This is a genomic window from Micromonospora sp. NPDC049171, assembly GCF_040648275.1.
In the GTDB taxonomy this organism is placed as follows: domain Bacteria; phylum Actinomycetota; class Actinomycetes; order Mycobacteriales; family Micromonosporaceae; genus Micromonospora.
In genome coordinates, this window is record NZ_JBEZDJ010000017.1 from 171,170 (window position 1) to 186,674 (window position 15,505).

The 15,505-nt window shown below is 73.6% G+C and carries 16 protein-coding genes and 1 tRNA gene; 4 read left to right on the forward strand and 13 right to left on the reverse strand.

Going from position 1 to position 15,505, the window contains the following annotated elements; all coding sequences use genetic code 11:
* Positions 1 to 7: 7 nt before the first annotated feature.
* Both AB0B14_RS22255 and AB0B14_RS22260 read right to left on the reverse strand, forming a co-directional pair.
* Complete coding sequence (locus AB0B14_RS22255; RefSeq protein ID WP_357067577.1) at positions 8 to 1,186, reverse strand: PP2C family protein-serine/threonine phosphatase; 1,179 nt, start codon at positions 1,184 to 1,186, stop codon at positions 8 to 10.
* A 71-nt stretch (positions 1,187 to 1,257) separates the two neighbouring features.
* Positions 1,258 to 2,004: an SAM-dependent methyltransferase gene (locus AB0B14_RS22260; protein ID WP_357067579.1), complete on the reverse strand. Its 747-nt coding sequence runs from the start codon at positions 2,002 to 2,004 to the stop codon at positions 1,258 to 1,260.
* Positions 2,005 to 2,120: 116 nt separating this feature from the next.
* On the opposite strand from AB0B14_RS22260, the gene AB0B14_RS22265 reads away from it, so the two are divergent.
* The 3 genes from AB0B14_RS22265 to AB0B14_RS22275 all read left to right on the forward strand — a co-directional run bounded on the left by AB0B14_RS22265 (position 2,121) and on the right by AB0B14_RS22275 (position 3,784).
* On the forward strand, positions 2,121 to 3,002 hold the full coding sequence (locus AB0B14_RS22265) for a universal stress protein (RefSeq protein WP_357523912.1): 882 nt from the start codon (positions 2,121 to 2,123) through the stop codon (positions 3,000 to 3,002).
* 96 nt (positions 3,003 to 3,098) lie between these two features.
* Positions 3,099 to 3,311, forward strand: coding sequence for a phosphatidylethanolamine-binding protein (locus AB0B14_RS22270; protein WP_088989541.1), 213 nt, complete (start codon positions 3,099 to 3,101; stop codon positions 3,309 to 3,311).
* On the forward strand, positions 3,308 to 3,784 hold the full coding sequence (locus tag AB0B14_RS22275; RefSeq protein ID WP_357067584.1) for a hypothetical protein: 477 nt from the start codon (positions 3,308 to 3,310) through the stop codon (positions 3,782 to 3,784). Before AB0B14_RS22270 ends, AB0B14_RS22275 begins: the two co-directional genes overlap by 4 nt.
* Here AB0B14_RS22275 and AB0B14_RS22280 read toward each other — a convergent pair whose 3' ends face one another.
* The gene (locus AB0B14_RS22280; RefSeq protein WP_357067586.1) at positions 3,785 to 3,988 is read right to left on the reverse strand and encodes a hypothetical protein; all 204 of its coding nucleotides are present in this window, start codon (positions 3,986 to 3,988) and stop codon (positions 3,785 to 3,787) included.
* A gap of 132 nt (positions 3,989 to 4,120) precedes the next feature.
* On the opposite strand from AB0B14_RS22280, the gene AB0B14_RS22285 reads away from it, so the two are divergent.
* A complete protein-coding gene (locus AB0B14_RS22285) occupies positions 4,121 to 4,771 on the forward strand; it encodes a hypothetical protein (RefSeq protein ID WP_357067588.1) in 651 nt (216 codons plus the stop codon).
* 6 nt (positions 4,772 to 4,777) lie between these two features.
* On the opposite strand, the gene AB0B14_RS22290 is transcribed toward AB0B14_RS22285, so the two are convergent.
* The 10 genes from AB0B14_RS22290 to fdh form a co-directional block, all read right to left on the reverse strand.
* The gene (locus AB0B14_RS22290) at positions 4,778 to 4,963 is read right to left on the reverse strand and encodes a hypothetical protein (RefSeq protein WP_357067901.1); all 186 of its coding nucleotides are present in this window, start codon (positions 4,961 to 4,963) and stop codon (positions 4,778 to 4,780) included.
* Between the two features lie 74 nt (positions 4,964 to 5,037).
* Positions 5,038 to 6,315, reverse strand: coding sequence for a hemolysin family protein (locus tag AB0B14_RS22295; protein WP_357523914.1), 1,278 nt, complete (start codon positions 6,313 to 6,315; stop codon positions 5,038 to 5,040).
* Positions 6,316 to 6,395: 80 nt separating this feature from the next.
* On the reverse strand, positions 6,396 to 6,593 hold the full coding sequence (locus AB0B14_RS22300) for a hypothetical protein (RefSeq protein ID WP_030327722.1): 198 nt from the start codon (positions 6,591 to 6,593) through the stop codon (positions 6,396 to 6,398).
* 58 nt (positions 6,594 to 6,651) lie between these two features.
* Entirely contained in the window at positions 6,652 to 7,392 is a 741-nt protein-coding gene (locus AB0B14_RS22305; RefSeq protein ID WP_357523916.1) for a hypothetical protein, read from the reverse strand.
* 52 nt (positions 7,393 to 7,444) lie between these two features.
* The gene (selB, locus tag AB0B14_RS22310) at positions 7,445 to 9,202 is read right to left on the reverse strand and encodes a selenocysteine-specific translation elongation factor (protein ID WP_357523918.1); all 1,758 of its coding nucleotides are present in this window, start codon (positions 9,200 to 9,202) and stop codon (positions 7,445 to 7,447) included.
* Between the two features lie 2 nt (positions 9,203 to 9,204).
* Entirely contained in the window at positions 9,205 to 10,509 is a 1,305-nt protein-coding gene (selA, locus tag AB0B14_RS22315) for an L-seryl-tRNA(Sec) selenium transferase (RefSeq protein ID WP_357523920.1), read from the reverse strand.
* A gap of 22 nt (positions 10,510 to 10,531) precedes the next feature.
* Positions 10,532 to 10,627, reverse strand: a tRNA-Sec gene (locus AB0B14_RS22320).
* 13 nt (positions 10,628 to 10,640) lie between these two features.
* Positions 10,641 to 11,786, reverse strand: a complete 1,146-nt coding sequence (nrfD, locus tag AB0B14_RS22325) for an NrfD/PsrC family molybdoenzyme membrane anchor subunit (RefSeq protein ID WP_357523922.1) — start codon at positions 11,784 to 11,786, stop codon at positions 10,641 to 10,643.
* Positions 11,783 to 12,745, reverse strand: a complete 963-nt coding sequence (locus tag AB0B14_RS22330) for a 4Fe-4S dicluster domain-containing protein (protein WP_357523924.1) — start codon at positions 12,743 to 12,745, stop codon at positions 11,783 to 11,785. The genes nrfD and AB0B14_RS22330 overlap by 4 nt, the downstream gene beginning before the upstream one ends.
* A partial coding sequence (fdh, locus tag AB0B14_RS22335) for a formate dehydrogenase (RefSeq protein WP_357523926.1) occupies positions 12,735 to 15,505 on the reverse strand: 2,771 nt, incomplete at its 5' end. The genes AB0B14_RS22330 and fdh, both read right to left, overlap by 11 nt.

Consider the following 15,505-nt stretch of genomic DNA (forward strand, 5'->3'; position numbering starts at 1 on the left):
GGGACCCTCACCCGCTGCCCCGCCCACGCGGACCGTGCCAGTCCAGACACACCACGACGGCGTCGTCGCGCAGGTCGGAGTCCGCGTGGTAAGCGTGCAGCTCGCGCATTACCGTACCAACCGCCTCGGCCGCCGGCTGCAACCGTGTGGCGCGCAGCGAACGGGCCATCATCCGCTCCCCGTACGGTTCCTGGCCCGGTGGCTCGGCCGCCCACACCCCGTCGCTGACCACGACCAGGCGGTCACCCGGCGCGAGTTGCAACCCCTGCACCTCGTATCGGGTCTCGGCGAACATCCCCAACGGCAACTGCTGGTCCAGCTTGATCGGCTCCACCGTGGCCCCGCGCATCCGCAGCAGGTGCGGGGAGCCCGCGTCGACCGCCCGCACCCGGCCGGTGCGCGTGTCCAGCTCCAGCAGCAGGGTGGCCACGTACCGGCGGCCCCGGTGCTGGTAGAAGACCGTGTCCGAGGCGAGCTCGGCCTGTTCCACCAGGCCGCCACCGGAGCGACGCGCGTTGCGCATCGCGTTCACCGTCACGGCGGTCAGCATCGACGCGGTCAGACCACTGCCCTCGCCGTTGAGCGCCGTCACGGTGAGACGGTCGCCGTCGAGAGACCAGTCGAAGTGGTCCCCACCCACGGTGTACGCCGGTTCCAGCTGGCCGGCCAGCTGGAACGCCTGGTTGGCGACGCTGCGACCGGGCAGCAGATCCCACTGCATCTCGGCGGCCATCGTCAGTCGCTCCCGGCGGCGGGCCCGCCGGTACCGGTCGGTCCCCCGGTCCGCGGCACGCATCGCGACCGCGAGCGCGGCGGCGATGTCGGTCGCCTGCCCGGTGACCGTCGAATTCGGTACGGCGGGAAGCTCGACCAACAGCACGCCCAACCGCTCCCCCCACACCGTCAACGGCAGGTAGAGCCGGCAGGGGCCCTCGCCGGCGGCGTCGCGGACCGGTTGCTGGCTGCTGAAGCACCGCTGCGCCACGGTGTGGCAGGCCAGGAAGCCGGCCGCCGGCAGATCCGGGTCCAGCAGCGGCCACAGGCCGCTGATCCGATAGTCGGCCACGAACACGTCGGTGCGCAGCGCGCCCAGCGTCGACCGGATGGCCTGGTCCGCCGCCTCGGCCAACTGGTCGGGCGGGGCCTCGCGCAGCACGCGCGACACCACCTCCGGCGGGTCCACCATGGTCGTCCTCTCCAGAAGCTTGCTATAGGGCAAGCATCATACGGACACCCCGAGGCGGCGAATCCCCGCGGTCAGTCGGCGTTACGGGTCGCGAGCACACCGTGGAACGCGTCGGGCACCTGCGCCGGCGGACCCGTCGGCCGCCACCGGGCGACCGGCACGATCCCGTCCGCCGTCGGCGCCCAGCGGCCCAGCAGCGGCGCGAACGCCGACGGCGGGCGCATCCGGAACTGTGGCCCCATCATCGCCAGCGCCTGCGGGTGACCCGCCAACTCCTCGGTGTCGAAGTCCACGACGAGCAGGCTGCCCGGCGCCGCGCCGACGTACAGCTCGTCGAGGGTGTGCGTCAGCGTCGCGTCGTCGAGGAACGCGGCCAGCCCGAGAAAGACCACCCCGACCGGCCGACGGCCCCAGCCCGGCACGAAACGGTGCAGCTGCGCCGGGTCGACCGTGCCGATGTCGGTCGCGTCACCGAAGCCGTAGCCGGCCCGGTCACTGCCGGTGAGGATGCTCTGCCCCAACCGGATGGTCACCGGGTCGACGTCGGTGTAGAGCACCGTCGCGTCGGTGGCGACCTCGTGCACGTTGCCCATCGTGGGCACCCCGGCGCCGAACACCAGGAAACCGTCCACGCCGTGGGCGACCATGACCCGCACCGCCCGCCCCAGGAACGCCCGCAGCTCCCGGAACACCGGCGCGCACGGCCCGTACGCCTGCTCGAACGCGCTCGCGGCGGCCACGTCGACCGGGAAGTGGTGCGCCCCACCGAGCCAGAAGTCGATCATGCGGGCGGTGCTCGGCTGGTCCGGTTCACCCATCGACAATCCCCCTCCCGGACCGGTGGTCGCCAGCGTACCGACCCCGGCGCGCTCGGCGGTATCACGACGCGGAGACGGTCCCGCCCGCGATACTGGCCCCGAGCGGGAGGTGGGCGGTGAACTCGGCGAACAGCGCGGCGGTGGTGGTCGGCGTGGACGGCTCGCAGCCGGCCCTACGCGCCGTACGCCTCGCCGCCACGGAGGCGGCGCGCCGACATCGGCCCCTGCGGGTCGTGCACGGGTTCATCTGGCCGCTGCTGCACGTGCCGGTCTCCCCCGCCCCGGACGCGCCGCCCGGCGGTGGGCTGCGCCACCGGGCCGAGGAGCTGGTCCAGGCCGCCGTGGCCGAGGCCGAGGCGACCGTACCGGGGCTGTCGATCTCCGGTGAGATCATCGACGGTGAGGCCGCCGCGGTACTGGTGGGCGAGTCACCGACCGCCGCGCTGATCGTGCTCGGCGACCGGGGGCTGGGCGGCTTCTCGGCGCTCGTGGTCGGCTCGGTCGCGGTGCAGGTCGCCGCGTACGCCGACTGCCCGGTGCTGGTGGCCCGCGGCGCGCAACGGCCCGACGAGCCGGTGTTGGTCGCGGTGGACGGCTCGCCGGCCTCCCGGCTGGCGGCCGACTTCGCGGCCGAGACGGCCGTGTCGCGCGGCGTGCCGCTGGTGGCGGTGCACGCCTACCGGCATCCGGGCAGCAGCGGCCCCGGCGACATGCAACCCCTGGTGTACGACGAGACGACGCTGCACGGCGAGCAGGAGCGGATGCTCGCCGAGTGGCTGACCGGGCTGACCGAGCAGCACCGGGAGCTGCGGTTGACCTGTCGGGCGGTCCGCGGCCGGACCGGCGCCGTGCTGGCCGAGGCGTCCGACGCCGCGCAACTGGCGGTGGTGGGTGGGCAGGGGCGTGGCGAGGTGACCGGGTTGCTGCTGGGGTCGGTGAGCCAGTCGATGCTGCACCACGCGCGGTGCCCGGTCGCCGTGGTCCACGCCCCCCGCTAGCCCCCCGAGGTTGGCCGGCCGCCAGACGGGTAGACGCAGGAGCCCCGACCGCCGAAGGCGGTAGAGGAGAGCCAGACCCGACGAAGGAGGCACCAGATGCCAGGACCACGGCCGGGCAGTAACGCCTATGACAAGCAGCGGGCGCGGTTGCGCAACGCGATCGACGACTCCGGACGCCGGGTGCCCGACGGTAAGGCCAACCAGGTCGCGAACCGGATCCTCCAGGAGGATCGCGGTCAACGAGGCGTGGTGCGCGGCGACCGCACGTACGGCCCCAAGAGCGAGCGCGAACCGGGCGACCCGAAGTGAGCAGGGTCGACCTTGCCGACGGTGCCATCGCTGGTGCCGTCGGCAGCACCGCGCTGAACGTGGTCAGCTTCCTCGACATGGCCCTGCGGGGACGGCCGGAGAGCGACGTCCCCGGGGAGACCGTCGACCGGCTGGCCGGGATCGCGCACGTGAGCCTGGGCTCCGACGGCCGGGCGGCGAACCGCCGCGCGGGCCTCGGGCCGCTTGTCGGCTACGGACTGGGCATCGCCGCGGGCGTCGCGTTCGCGCTCTACGCCGGTGGTCGGCGCCAGCCACTGCCGCTGGCCACCGGCCTGCTCGGCGCCGGCGTAATGACCATGACCGACGGGTCGATCACCGCGCTCGGGATCAGCGATCCCCGCACGTGGCGGCGCTCCGACTGGATCTCGGACATCATTCCGCACCTCGCGTACGGGCTGACGGCCGCCGCCACCTGGAACAGGTTGCGGCGGCCGTCCGGGCGCACTCGTTAGTTAGCGGGTGCCGCTGTCGTCGTCGGCCACCGGCTCACCGGCCGGGCCGTACGGCGACACCTGCCCCTTGGGCACCGGCCGACCCTCGTCACCGCGCGACGAACCGCGGTTGAGTGGATGCCCGGTCGGCGTGGGCCCCTTGCTGTCCTGGCTGGTAGCTCCCTTGGCGTTACGCCGGAACTCCTCCTGCTGCGGGTTGACCACGGTGCGTCTCCCTCCGGTACGCAGGCGGCATCGACCGCCTCCACCGCCGGCATACCCGCCCGCCCCGGCGGCATTCCGACCCCACTCGACGGTGCGACGGCTAGCGGGCCACGCAGTGGGTACCCCTGCGGTGTGGGCAACGATCGAACGGTGGCGCGGGTCCTGTTGGACCGGCGTGGCCGCACGTACGCCGAGGAGGCCGGCATCCAGCTCGCCGACCGCCCCCGGCCGCTCTACCAGCTGCTGGTGCTGGCCACCCTGCTGAGCACCCGGGTCCGGGCGTGCCTGGCGGTGGACGCCGCGCGGGAGCTGTTCGCCGCGGGCTACCGCACGCCGCAGGCCATGGAGGCGGCCAGTTGGCAGGACCGCGTCGACGCGTTGGGCCGGGGCCACTACCGCCGCTACGACGAGCGGACGGCCACCATGCTCGGCACCGGCGCCCGACTGTGCCTGGACCGTTGGCACGGTGACCTGCGCCGACTGCACCGGGAGGCCCAGGGCGACCCGGCCGGGCTGCGTCGACGCCTCACCGAGTTTCCCGGCATCGGCCCCACCGGCGCGGACATCTACCTCCGCGAAGCGCAGGCGGTCTGGTCGGATGTGCGCCCGTACGCCGACCGTCGGGCCCTCGCCGGGGCGAAGCGGCTGGGTCTGCCGGGGTCTCCGGACGGGTTGGCCGGCCTGGTCGACGAACCGGACTTCGGCCGGCTCGCCTCGGCGCTGGTGCGGGTGGCGCTCGGCGAGGAGTCCGCCGGCGAGGTCAGTCGGGTCGCCGCCCGCTGAGGCGGCTCACTTCACCGTCTTGTCCCCCGGCCGGGTCAGGTGCCACACCAGCAACGCGGCGAGCAACGCCAGGACCACCACCCCGCCGGAGATCCCACGCCCCTCCTCGGGGCTGCGCCCGGCGCTGCCGAAGTAGATCACCGCGAGGCCGGCCAGCACCGCGACGAACGTCCGCAAACCTCGGTCCTTCACGAATCGCACCGTAGGCGGACCGCATCCGCCGCGGGGAATGTTCGGCACCGGTGTCCCCCGTCCGGGCGACGCGGTCAACGCTCGGCGGTGAACCCGCGCAACCGCACGCGCCGCACCGCCCGGTCGGCGACCTCCACCACCTCCAGGGTCAGCCCGGGTAGTCGGACCGTCTCCCCCGGCCGGCCGGGCAGGTGCCGCAGTCGGGCCAGTACCAGCCCGGCCACGGTGGTGTACTCCCGGGACAACGGGAAGCTCAACCGCACCCCCAGGTCGGGCAGGTCGTGCAGGGGGAAGTCACCGGGCACCAGCAGCGACCCGTCCTCCTCCCAGACCACCCCGTGCACGTCCCGGTCGGTCTCGTCGTACAACTCGCCGACCACCTCGGCCAGCAGATCCTCCATGGTGACCATGCCGTCGATCCCGCCGTGCTCGTCGACCACCAGGGCCAGTTGCTGATGCTCCTGGCGAAGCTGCCGCATCGCGTCGGCGACCGGCAGGGTCACCGGCAGCAGCACCGGCGAGCGCACCCGATCCCCCACCGGTGCCGTGCCGGCCCGCACCAGGTCGCGGATGTGCACCACCCCGAGCACCTCGTCCAGGCCACCGGGGCCGGTGACCGGAGCACGGGACCGTCCGGCGGCGGCGAGGCGCCGGACGCCCTCGTCGGCGGTCAGGGTGGCCGGCAGCGTCGTCACCTCCCGGCGGGCCACCAGGATCTCCCGCAACGTCCGGCCGGCGATGTCGAACGCGCCGGTCAGGATCTCCCGCTGTTGCGCCGACAGGCCGCGCTGGCTGGCCAACATCTCCCGCAGCTCGTCCTCGGTCATCTCCGCGCGGTTGGCCCCCGGGTCGCCGCCGGCCAGCCGTACCACCGCGTCGGTGGCCCGACTGAGCAGCCACACCGCCGGCCGGGACACCCGGGCGAGCAGGTCCAGCGGTCCGGCGCTGAGCAGCGCCCACCGCTCCGCCCGCTGCATCGCCAGTCGTTTCGGGGCCAACTCGCCGAACACCAGCGTGACGAACGTCAGCAGCACGGTCACCAGCAGCACCGCGGCGGGACGGGCCACGCCGCCGAGGAAGCCCAACGGCCCGACCAACGGCCCGGCCAGCGACACCGCGGCCGCCGCCGAGGCGAGGAAACCGGCCAGGGTGATACCGAGCTGGATGGTCGCCAGGTAGCGGTTGGGATCGCGGGACAGGCGCACCAGCCGGTCACCGGCGCCGCCACGTCGACCCAGCCGCCGCAACTGCCCCTCGCGCAGCGTCACCAACGCCATCTCGCTGCCGGAGAGCGCGGCGTTGACCAGCACCAGCACCGCCACCAGTGCCAACTGCACGAGCTGGCCGCCCATCGCGCACCCCCGTCCGCCGCCTCAGGTCACTCAACCGCAGCGGGGCCGGCTCCGGGTCCGGTTTACGCCCGCGCCACCACTCAGTCGACCTCCAGGTCGTCCAGCGAGATGGCATGGGTCATCAACCAGCGGGCCAGCGCCGACATACCGAACAGCCACAGCGGCACGGATTCGGTGGGGCCGTTGGTGGCGTAGATGGCGAACCGCAGATCCGGCGCACGGTACGCCTCGATCCGCCACCGGTGCTGCCGGTCCCGCCAGACCGCCGAAGGGTCCATGGCGTCACCGTAGGTGACCACCGCGGCCCCGGGGGCCGGTTAGCCCGGCACCACCGGCTCAGCCCGGCACCACCGCCGGCCCGAGCAGCGTGCGGGCGGTGAACACCAGCATGGTGAGGCCGATGCCAGCGAACACCAGCCAACCGAGGCCACGCCAGCCCGAGCCACGGTCGGCGGCCGGCGCTGGTGGTGGTCTCCACAGCTCGCGGTACGACCAGGCCAGCACTCCCAGCCCGAACGGCAGCAGCCCGATCCAGAACCAGAACCACCGGGTGCCGACCAGCGGCGGCGCGCCACCGATCAGCCGACCCAGCCACAGCAGCGGCAGCACGACGGCGAGCAGGTCGACGGCGCCCGCGATCCGGTGCGCGGGGGCACCTGACGTGCCCCACGGGCCCGCAACAGCGGCGAGCCGCGCGTCGCGCCCGCCGTCGACCGACGTATCCGGCCCGGACGGATACGACTGGGCAGCGGGCGGGTCGACCATGGCATAGCGGGTCTGCCCGTTCGGCACGGTCCAGACGAGCATCCAGCCCTGAGCCGAGAACCGTGGGTCCGGCCGATCGCCCCAGTACGCGCCGTCGTCGGCCCAGCCATCGGCGCGCTGGAAGGTCACCACCCGGCCACCGGCCAGATCCAGGTCGAGCTGGGCCTCCGTCGACTCCCGGGGCTGCACCCACCAGGCCAGAGCGGCCCACAGCACCCACAGCACCGCCAGCCCCCACCGCAGCGCCACCGGGACGACGACACGCCACCTGCCACCGGCGGGTCGCGACCGGGGCGGGGACGGCTCGACCACCAGCCCACGATCGCATCCGCGCGCGCCCCTGTCAGCCCCGCAGGGCGAGCGCTCAGGTGACGACGATCCGCGCGTCGTCGGGCAGTCGGCGGGTCGCGCCGCGCCGGTCCAGCAACTCCAGCAGCGGCACCGCGACCCGCCGGGTGGTGTCCAACGCCTGCCGCGCCGCGGAGAGGGTGAACGGCTGCGGCAGCCCGGCCAGCACCCGGACCGCGTCGTCGAGCGCGTCGGGCAGCAACACCACGTTGTCGGCCAACCGCAGCAGGGCACCGGCCCGCACCGCGGCGCCGATCTCCCGGGGGCCCAGGCCCAGGTCGACGAGGTGGTCCGCCTCCGGAGCCCGGAACGGGCGGTCACCGTACTCTTCGCGGACCCGCCGCACGGCCCGCGCCACCGGCTCGGGCAACCCGTCCGCGGCGCCGGCCGCCCCGACCCGACCGGCGTGTACGCGCAGCGGCGGCCGGACCAGCGCCTCGACCAGCACCCGGTCGGGCAGGGCGAGGCGCTGGCGCAGTGCGTCCACCGGCATTCCCGGCTCCAACGGGTGCTCCCGCGCGTAGCGGGCGACCTCCTCGGTGACCTGGTCGCCGAGCCGCCGCCAGTGCTCGGGGTCGGCCAGCCAGTCACCGGCCACCGGCGCGACGTGCACCGGCACGCCCATCCGGAGCAGCGCGCCGGCCCGGACCAGTCGGCGGCGGCGCAGCTCACCGACCAGGTCGGGTCGACCATCCACCGCGGCGAGGACCTGCGCGCGGGCCACCGCGGCCCCTCGGCGGGCCAGCGGCGGCGGCGCCACGTCCAGCACCCGCACCCCGCCGGCGACGTGGTGCCGGCCCGGGTCGCGCAGCAGCGCCCGGTCGCCCACCAGCAGCGGCAGCGGGCGGGACAGGCGCAGCCGTACGGTGTCCGCACCGAGCGGTCGGACCCGCACCGGCACCGCCGCCGACCCGACGTGCAGGGTGAGGGTGGCCGGCAGGTCGGCGGCCGGGTCGCCGGTGAGTCGGACGTCGACCAGGTCGGTGTGCTGGAACCGGCCCGGGGTGAGCAGCGCGTCACCGCGGCCGAGCTGGTCGCGGGGCGTACCGCGCAGGTTGACCGCCACCCGGGCCACCGCGGCGGCCTCCGGGCGGGCCTCGCCGAGCGAGTGCAGGCCACGGACCCGGACCGGTTCGTCGGCACCGGCCAGCTCCAGCGTGTCGCCCACCCGCAGCCGACCGGCCCCGAGGGTGCCGGTGACGACGGTGCCGCTGCCCCGCACGGTGAAGCTGCGGTCGACCCAGAGCCGGACCGGGTCGTCCAGCATGGGCGGCGGCAGGCGGGCGGCGAGCCGGTCCAGGGCGGCCCGCAGCTCCGGCAGACCCGCGCCGGTCCGTCCGCTGACCGCGACTGCCTGCACCGCGCCGAGACTCGTCGCGCCGATCTCGGCGCGGGCGCGGGCCGTCGCCGGCCCCGGATCGGCCAGGTCCGCCCGGGTCACCACCAGCAGGCCGTACGCGACACCGAGCGCGTCGAGCGCGGCCAGGTGCTCGGCCGACTGCGGCATCCAGCCCTCGTCGGCGGCGACCACGATCAGCGCCGCCGGCACCGGGCCGACACCGGCGAGCATGTTCGGCACGAACCGTTCGTGCCCGGGTACGTCGACGAAGGCGACGGTGCCGCCGGACGGCAGTGTCGTCCAGGCGAAGCCCAGGTCGATGGTCATGCCCCGGCGGCGTTCCTCGGCCCACCTGTCGGGTTCCATCCCGGTCAACGCCCGGACCAGTGTCGACTTGCCGTGGTCGACGTGCCCGGCGGTCGCGACGACGAACACGCTCAGTCGTCCCCGGGTACGCGCAGCACGGCCGCGCGGACCGCCTCGTCGGCGTCGGCCGGCACACAGCGCAGGTCGAGCAGGAGCCGGCCGCGCACCACCCGGCCGAGGACCGGCTGGTCTCCGGTGCGCAGCGGCGCCGCGTACCGCTCGGGCAGGCTCAGCGCCCACGAGTCCAACTCGACACCGGGGGCCCCGCCCCCGCCGACCACCGCGACGGCCGGCACCACCTCCGCCTTGCGGCCGTCCGCGCCGAGCCGGTCGCGCAGCCGCTCCACCCGTCGACGCAGCGCACCCGGGTCGGCGTGCAGGGCCGCCCGGGTGGGGGTGTCCGGTTGGTGCAGGGTGGCGGCCAGCGCGGCCAGGGTGAGCTTGTCCACTCGCAACGCCCGGGCCAGCGGGTGGCGGCGCAGTCGGTCGACCAGCGCGACGTCGCCGAGCAGCAGCCCCGCCTGCGGGCCGCCGAGCAGCTTGTCGCCGCTGGCGGTGACAAGCGTGGCGCCGGCGCGCAGCGTGCTCGTCGCGTCCGGTTCGTCGGGCAGCAGCGGATCCGCGGTGAGCAGACCGGAGCCGATGTCGGCGACCACTGGCACGCCGAGGGTGGCCAGGTCACGCACACCGGTGGCCGAAGTGAAGCCGGTGATCCGAAAGTTCGACGGGTGCACCTTGAGCACGAAGCCGGTCTGCGGGCCGAGCGCGGCGGCGTAGTCCGCGAGCGTGGTGCGGTTGGTGGTGCCCACCTCCCGCAGCCGCGCCCCGGTGCTCTCCAGCAGGTCGGGCAGGCGGAAGCCGTCGCCGATCTCGACCAGCTCGCCCCGGCTGACCACGATCTCCCGGCCGGCGGCCAGTGCGGTGGCGGCCAGCACCAGCGCGGCGGCGCCGTTGTTGACCACGTGCACCGCGCCTGCGTCGGGCACGGCGGCGGCCAGGGCGTCGAGCGCGTCGCGGCCCCGGCGGGCCCGCCGGCCGGTGTTCAGGTCCAACTCGACGTCGGTGTGCCCGGCGGCGGCCACCACCGCGGCGAGGGCGGCCGGCGACAGTGGCGCCCGACCCAGGTTGGTGTGCAGCACGACGCCCGTGGCGTTGAGCACCACGCGGGGGCCGGGCGCGGGCAACGCGGCGACCGCCGAGTCGCGTACCTCGTCGGGGTTGATCTCGCCGCGACGGGCCCGGTCCTGCGCGCGCGCGACCACCGCCTTGACCTGGTCGCGGCCCAACGTCGCGGTGGCCGCGGCCAACAGCGGGTCGGCGAGCAGCGTGTCGGTGCGCGGCACCCGACGTCGCGGGTCCACCGGCCCGTCGCCCATCGTGTCATCTCCTGCAGCGGTTTGGCGGAGACGGACGGGAATCGAACCCGCCTGGCCCGGGTCCCGGACCACTCCGGTTTTGAAGACCGGGAGGGGCACCAGCCTCCTGAACGCCTCCACCGGACATTCGATCACACCGCCGGCGGGTCCGCCCGATCAGCTGGAAGATCCATGCCGGCCCGCCGGGCGTCGACCCGCGCACGCTGCGGCACCACCGTGTACCGCGGGTCCCGGGCGGAGGCGACACCGCCGGAGAAGATCCCGAACCGGGTCAGCACCGACGCGGCCAGCAGCGCGGTCCCGGAGAGCGCTCCGACCAACCGACTGCGCCGGCCCAGCAACGCGCCGGCGACCCCGGTGGCGGTGAGCAGCCGGCCGGCGCGCAGCAGCCGACCGGGCCGACCCAACCGGTAGGGCTCGCTGAGCAGGCCGAGGCGGGTCTCCACCCGATGCGCGCCATACAACTCCAGGGCCGCGCCGGCCACCGCCATCCGCCGGGCCGGCCCCGCCTGCGCCGGCGGCGCGGCGAGCAGACCCACGCCCGCGCCGCTGGCCAGGGCGCTGCCCGCGAAGATGACAGGCAACTCGGGGTACGCCTCATGCCACGACGGCACCGCCGTGTCGGCCAGCAACACCCCGGTGTACGTGGCCAGCGCGGGCGCGGTGCCGGCGGCGAGCAGCCCGGCGGCGTGCCCGATCGGCGGCAACACCCGAGCGGCCAGCCCGAGCGGACCGTGGCCGGGCAGCGCACCGGCCGCCTCGGCGATCGCGGCGAGACCCGCCGCCGGCCCGTACGCGGTGAGGATCCAGGTGCCCATCGACATCGGTGACGTTGGCTTGGCCACCCGCAGCATGTGGTGGAACCGCGCCGGCCGGCCCAGGTCTCTGATCAGGAAGACGGCGCTGGCGCTGACGGCGGCCAGCGCGGTGACCCGACCGGCACGTCGCAACGCCGGCCGCCCGGTGAGCTGCCCACCCGCGGCGAGCAGCGACGAGCCGGCGGCCAACCCACCGGTGAACAGGTACGCCGCGATGTCCCACTTCCAGACCGGCGCCTTGAGGATGGGCCGGCCGTAGTAGGAGGTGAACTCGGCCTCCGGCACCCGCAGTTCCTCGCCGCCGCCTTTGCGCCGCCCGCCCCGCCGGCCGGTCGGGGGGCCGGCGCTGCTGCCGACGCTAAGGCGTTCGTCGCTCGCCTGTGGTTGGTCGCTGCCCTCGGCGGCGAGCCGTTCCCGGAAGCGACGGAACCGGTCGCCCACGGGGCGCGGTGGGGTCATGAGGAGCCTCCGACGAACGCGGCGACGGTCGCCGCCGCCATGGCGAGCGCGGCGAGGCCGGCGCGTTTCCACATGGCCGGCAGGTCGCGGGTGGTCACCACCGGGTCGGGTGGCAGCCCGTACACCTCGGGCTCGTCCAACAGCAGGAAGAACGCCCCGTCACCGCCCACGCCATCATGCGGATCATGCCCGTACAACCGGGCCTCGGGGACCCCCCGATTGTGCAGCGTCTCGACCCGGGTGGCGGCGCGTTCGCGCAGCTCGTCGAGGGGCCCGTACTGGATCGACTCGGTCGGACACGCCTGCGCACACGCCGGCGTCATCCCCGCACCCAACCGGTCGTAGCACAACGTGCACTTCCACGCCCGACCGTCATCCTTACGCTGGTCGATCACCCCGTACGGACACGCCGAAATGCAGTAACCACAGCCGTTGCAGATGTCCTCCTGCACCACCACCGTGCCGAACTCCGTGCGGAACAACGAACCCGTCGGACACACATCCAGACACGCCGCATGCGTGCAGTGCTTACAGACGTCCGACATCATCAACCACCGGAAGTCGGTGCGCTCCTCGACGCCCGTGCCCCGACCCGGCGGCTGCGCACCCGGCATCCCCAAGAACTGCGGGCCCGCCTCGACCGGCCGGTCCGGGCCGGCGTCGACCGGGGCGCCCAGGACGTCCGCCGCGCGCTGCCCGGCCGGGCGGGGCTGCTCGATGAACGCGACGTGTCGCCACGAGTTGGCGGTCAACGCGCCGGTGTTGTCGTACGACATGCCGAGCAGGTCGAGCCCGTTCTCCGGGACCCCGTTCCACTCCTTGCAGGCGACCTCGCAGGCCTTGCAGCCGATGCACACGCTGGTGTCGGTGAAGAACCCCATCCGGGGTGGCGCGTTCTCGTAACCGGCCTCGGGCGCCGGGTCCAGCGGGCCGTACAGGCTGTGCGGGTCAGGAAGCACCGCGTTCCTTCCCCTCGTTGTCGGTGGTGACGGCCGGGGCGTGCTGACCCGGGGTGATCCCGGCACGCCGCTGGTAGTCGGCCACCAGGTCGAGCAGCGCCGGCCCGGTGGGCCGCCGACCCGGTCGCACGTCGCAGGTGCCGACCTTGCTCTCCTGGATCAGCACGTTCGGGTCCAGGCTGATGCCGAACAGGTCGTTGGCCGAGTCGCCGGTCACCAGACCCTCGAAACCGAAGTGGTACGGCAACCACACCTGGTGGATGATCCGACCGTCCACCCGCAGCGGCGTGAGCCGGTCGGTCACCAACACCCTCGCCTCGATCACCGCCCGGCCGCTGACCAGGTGCGCCCAGCCCAGATGCGTCAGCCCCACCTCGCCGGCCAGGGCCGGAGACACCTCGACGAACATCTCCGGCTGCAACTCGGCAAGCGGCGACACGGTCCGGCTCATCGCGCCGGCGGTGTGGTGCTCGGTGAGCCGGCTGACCGTGAACACGTACGGGAACACCTGACTGTGCTCCTGCGGCGGGCTCGGGTTCACCGAGTTCACCGGGTGCGCGTACATCTTGCGGGTCGGGTTGGCCTGCTGCCGGTAGAGCGGGTTGCGCACCGGCGACTCCACCGGCTCGTAGTGCGTCGGCAACGGCCCGTCCAGCACGCCGCTGGGCGCGTACAGCCAGCCCTTGCCATCGCCCTGCATGACGAACGGGTCGTCACCGGCGATGCCCTCCGTCCCGGACGCACCGGGTGGCGGCCGGTACGACGGCGGTTTGGTCTTCTCGAAGTCCGGCACGTCGTAGCCGGTCCACTCGGACTTCTCCGCGTCCCACCACACGTAGCGCTTGCGCTCACTCCACGGGTTGCCGTCCGGGTCGGCGGAGGCACGGTTGTAGAGGATCCGCCGGTTCGCCGGCCACGCCCAACCCCACTCGGCGGCCACCCAGTCCTGCTCGTGTCGGGACTTGCGCCGGGCCGCCTGGTTGACACCGTCGGCGTACACCCCGCTGTAGATCCAGCAGCCGATCGCGGTGGAACCGTCCGCGCGGGCCTCGGCGAAGCTGGACAGCGGGCGGCCGGTCGCCACGTCGTACCCGTTGATCTCGCGCAGCACCGACTCGGCGCTCGGCTCCTCGTGCGGACCGTGCGTGGGGTAGTCCCAGGTGAGGTCGAGCAGTGCCCGGTCGCGCGGCAGCGTCGAGGCGGCCAGCTTCTCCCGCAGTCTGCGGCCCAGGTGGTAGAAGAACCACAACTCTGAGCGGGCGTCGCCGGGCGGCTCGACGGCCTTCTCCCGCCACTGCAACAGCCGCTGCGTCTGGGTGAACGTGCCCTCCTTCTCCACGTGCGAGGCGGCCGGCAGGAAGAACACCTCGGTGCGGCACTCCTCGGGCACGATCTCGCCGGTGGCCACCTCGGGGCCGTTCTGCCAGAACGTGGCACTCTCGATCATGAACAGGTCGCGGACCACCAGCCAGTCCAGGTTGGCCATGCCGAGCCGCTGCGCGCGGCCGTGCGCCGAGCCGACCGCCGGGTTCTGACCCAGCAGGAAGTACCCCTTGATCTTCCCGTCGATCATGTTGAGCACCTGCTGGTACGTGCCGTGGTCACCGGTCAGCCGGGGCAGGTAGCCGTAGCAGAAGTCGTTCTCCGGTGTCGCCGCGTCACCCCAGTACGCCTTGAGCAGACTGGCCGCGAACGACCGGGCGTTGCCCCAGAAGCCCTTCTGCCCGGGATGCCGGATGCTGTCCACCCACTCGTCGAAGCTCGGGTGCTCGGCGTGGTGCGGCATCGGCAGGTAGCCCGGCAGCAGGTTGAACAACGTCGGAATGTCGGTGGAGCCCTGGATGCTGGCGTGCCCGCGCAGAGCCATCACCCCACCGCCGGGACGGCCCATGTTGCCCAGCAGCAGTTGGATGATCGCGCCGGTGCGGATGTACTGCACACCCACGCTGTGCTGCGTCCACCCCACCGAATAGATCAGCATGCCGGTGCGGTCCCGGCCGGAGTTGCGGGTCCACGCCTGCGCCAACTCCAGGAACTGCTCCCGCGGGATCCCGCAGACCTGCTCCACCATCTCCGGGGTGTAGCGGGAGAAGTGTCGCTTGAGGATCTGGTAGACGCAGCGCGGGTGCCGCAACGTCTCGTCCCGCTCGGTCTGCCCGCCCACCTGCGCGCCGTGCGACTCGTGCGCCAGCCCCGCGGCGCTGTCGCGCTCCTGAGCGGTGTGCCCACTGCCGGACGAACCCTCGTGCCCCGCGTACTGCCAGCTGTCCTGCACGTAGCTGCCAGTCTCCGGATCGAACCCGGAGAAGAACCCGTCCCCGTCCTCGGTGTCGACGAACTCCTCGCTGACGATCGTCGCCGCGTTCGTGTACGACAGCACGTACTCCCGGAAGTCCAACTCGTTGTCCAGGATGTAGCGCACCACGCCGCCGAGCAGCGCGATGTCGGTGCCCGCCCGGATCGGCAGGTACGAGTCGGCAACCGCGCTGGTGCGGGTGAACCGCGGGTCGACGTGGAAGACCTTCGCGCCCTTGCGCTTGGCCTCCATCACCCACTGGAAGCCCACCGGGTGCGCCTCAGCCATGTTGGAACCCTGGATGACGATCACGTCAGCGTTGGCGATGTCCTGCTGGAAATCCGTCGCACCGCCACGACCGAAGCTGGCCCCCAGACCGGGGACGGTGGCGGAGTGTCAAATACGGGCCTGGTTCTCGATCTGGAGCGCCCCCATCGCGGTGAACAACTTCTTGATGAGGTAGT

What these genes read in the sequence shown, in the direction of transcription:
- AB0B14_RS22255 (WP_357067577.1), bottom strand. Translation starts at nt 1,186, where the DNA reads ATGGTGGACCCGCCGGAGGTGGTGTCGCGCGTGCTGCGCGAGGCCCCG.
- AB0B14_RS22260 (WP_357067579.1), bottom strand. Translation starts at nt 2,004, where the DNA reads ATGGGTGAACCGGACCAGCCGAGCACCGCCCGCATGATCGACTTCTGG.
- AB0B14_RS22270 (WP_088989541.1), top strand. Translation starts at nt 3,099, where the DNA reads ATGCCAGGACCACGGCCGGGCAGTAACGCCTATGACAAGCAGCGGGCG.
- AB0B14_RS22295 (WP_357523914.1), bottom strand. Translation starts at nt 6,315, where the DNA reads ATGGGCGGCCAGCTCGTGCAGTTGGCACTGGTGGCGGTGCTGGTGCTG.
- AB0B14_RS22300 (WP_030327722.1), bottom strand. Translation starts at nt 6,593, where the DNA reads ATGGACCCTTCGGCGGTCTGGCGGGACCGGCAGCACCGGTGGCGGATC.
- selA (WP_357523920.1), bottom strand. Translation starts at nt 10,509, where the DNA reads ATGGGCGACGGGCCGGTGGACCCGCGACGTCGGGTGCCGCGCACCGAC.
- nrfD (WP_357523922.1), bottom strand. Translation starts at nt 11,786, where the DNA reads ATGACCCCACCGCGCCCCGTGGGCGACCGGTTCCGTCGCTTCCGGGAA.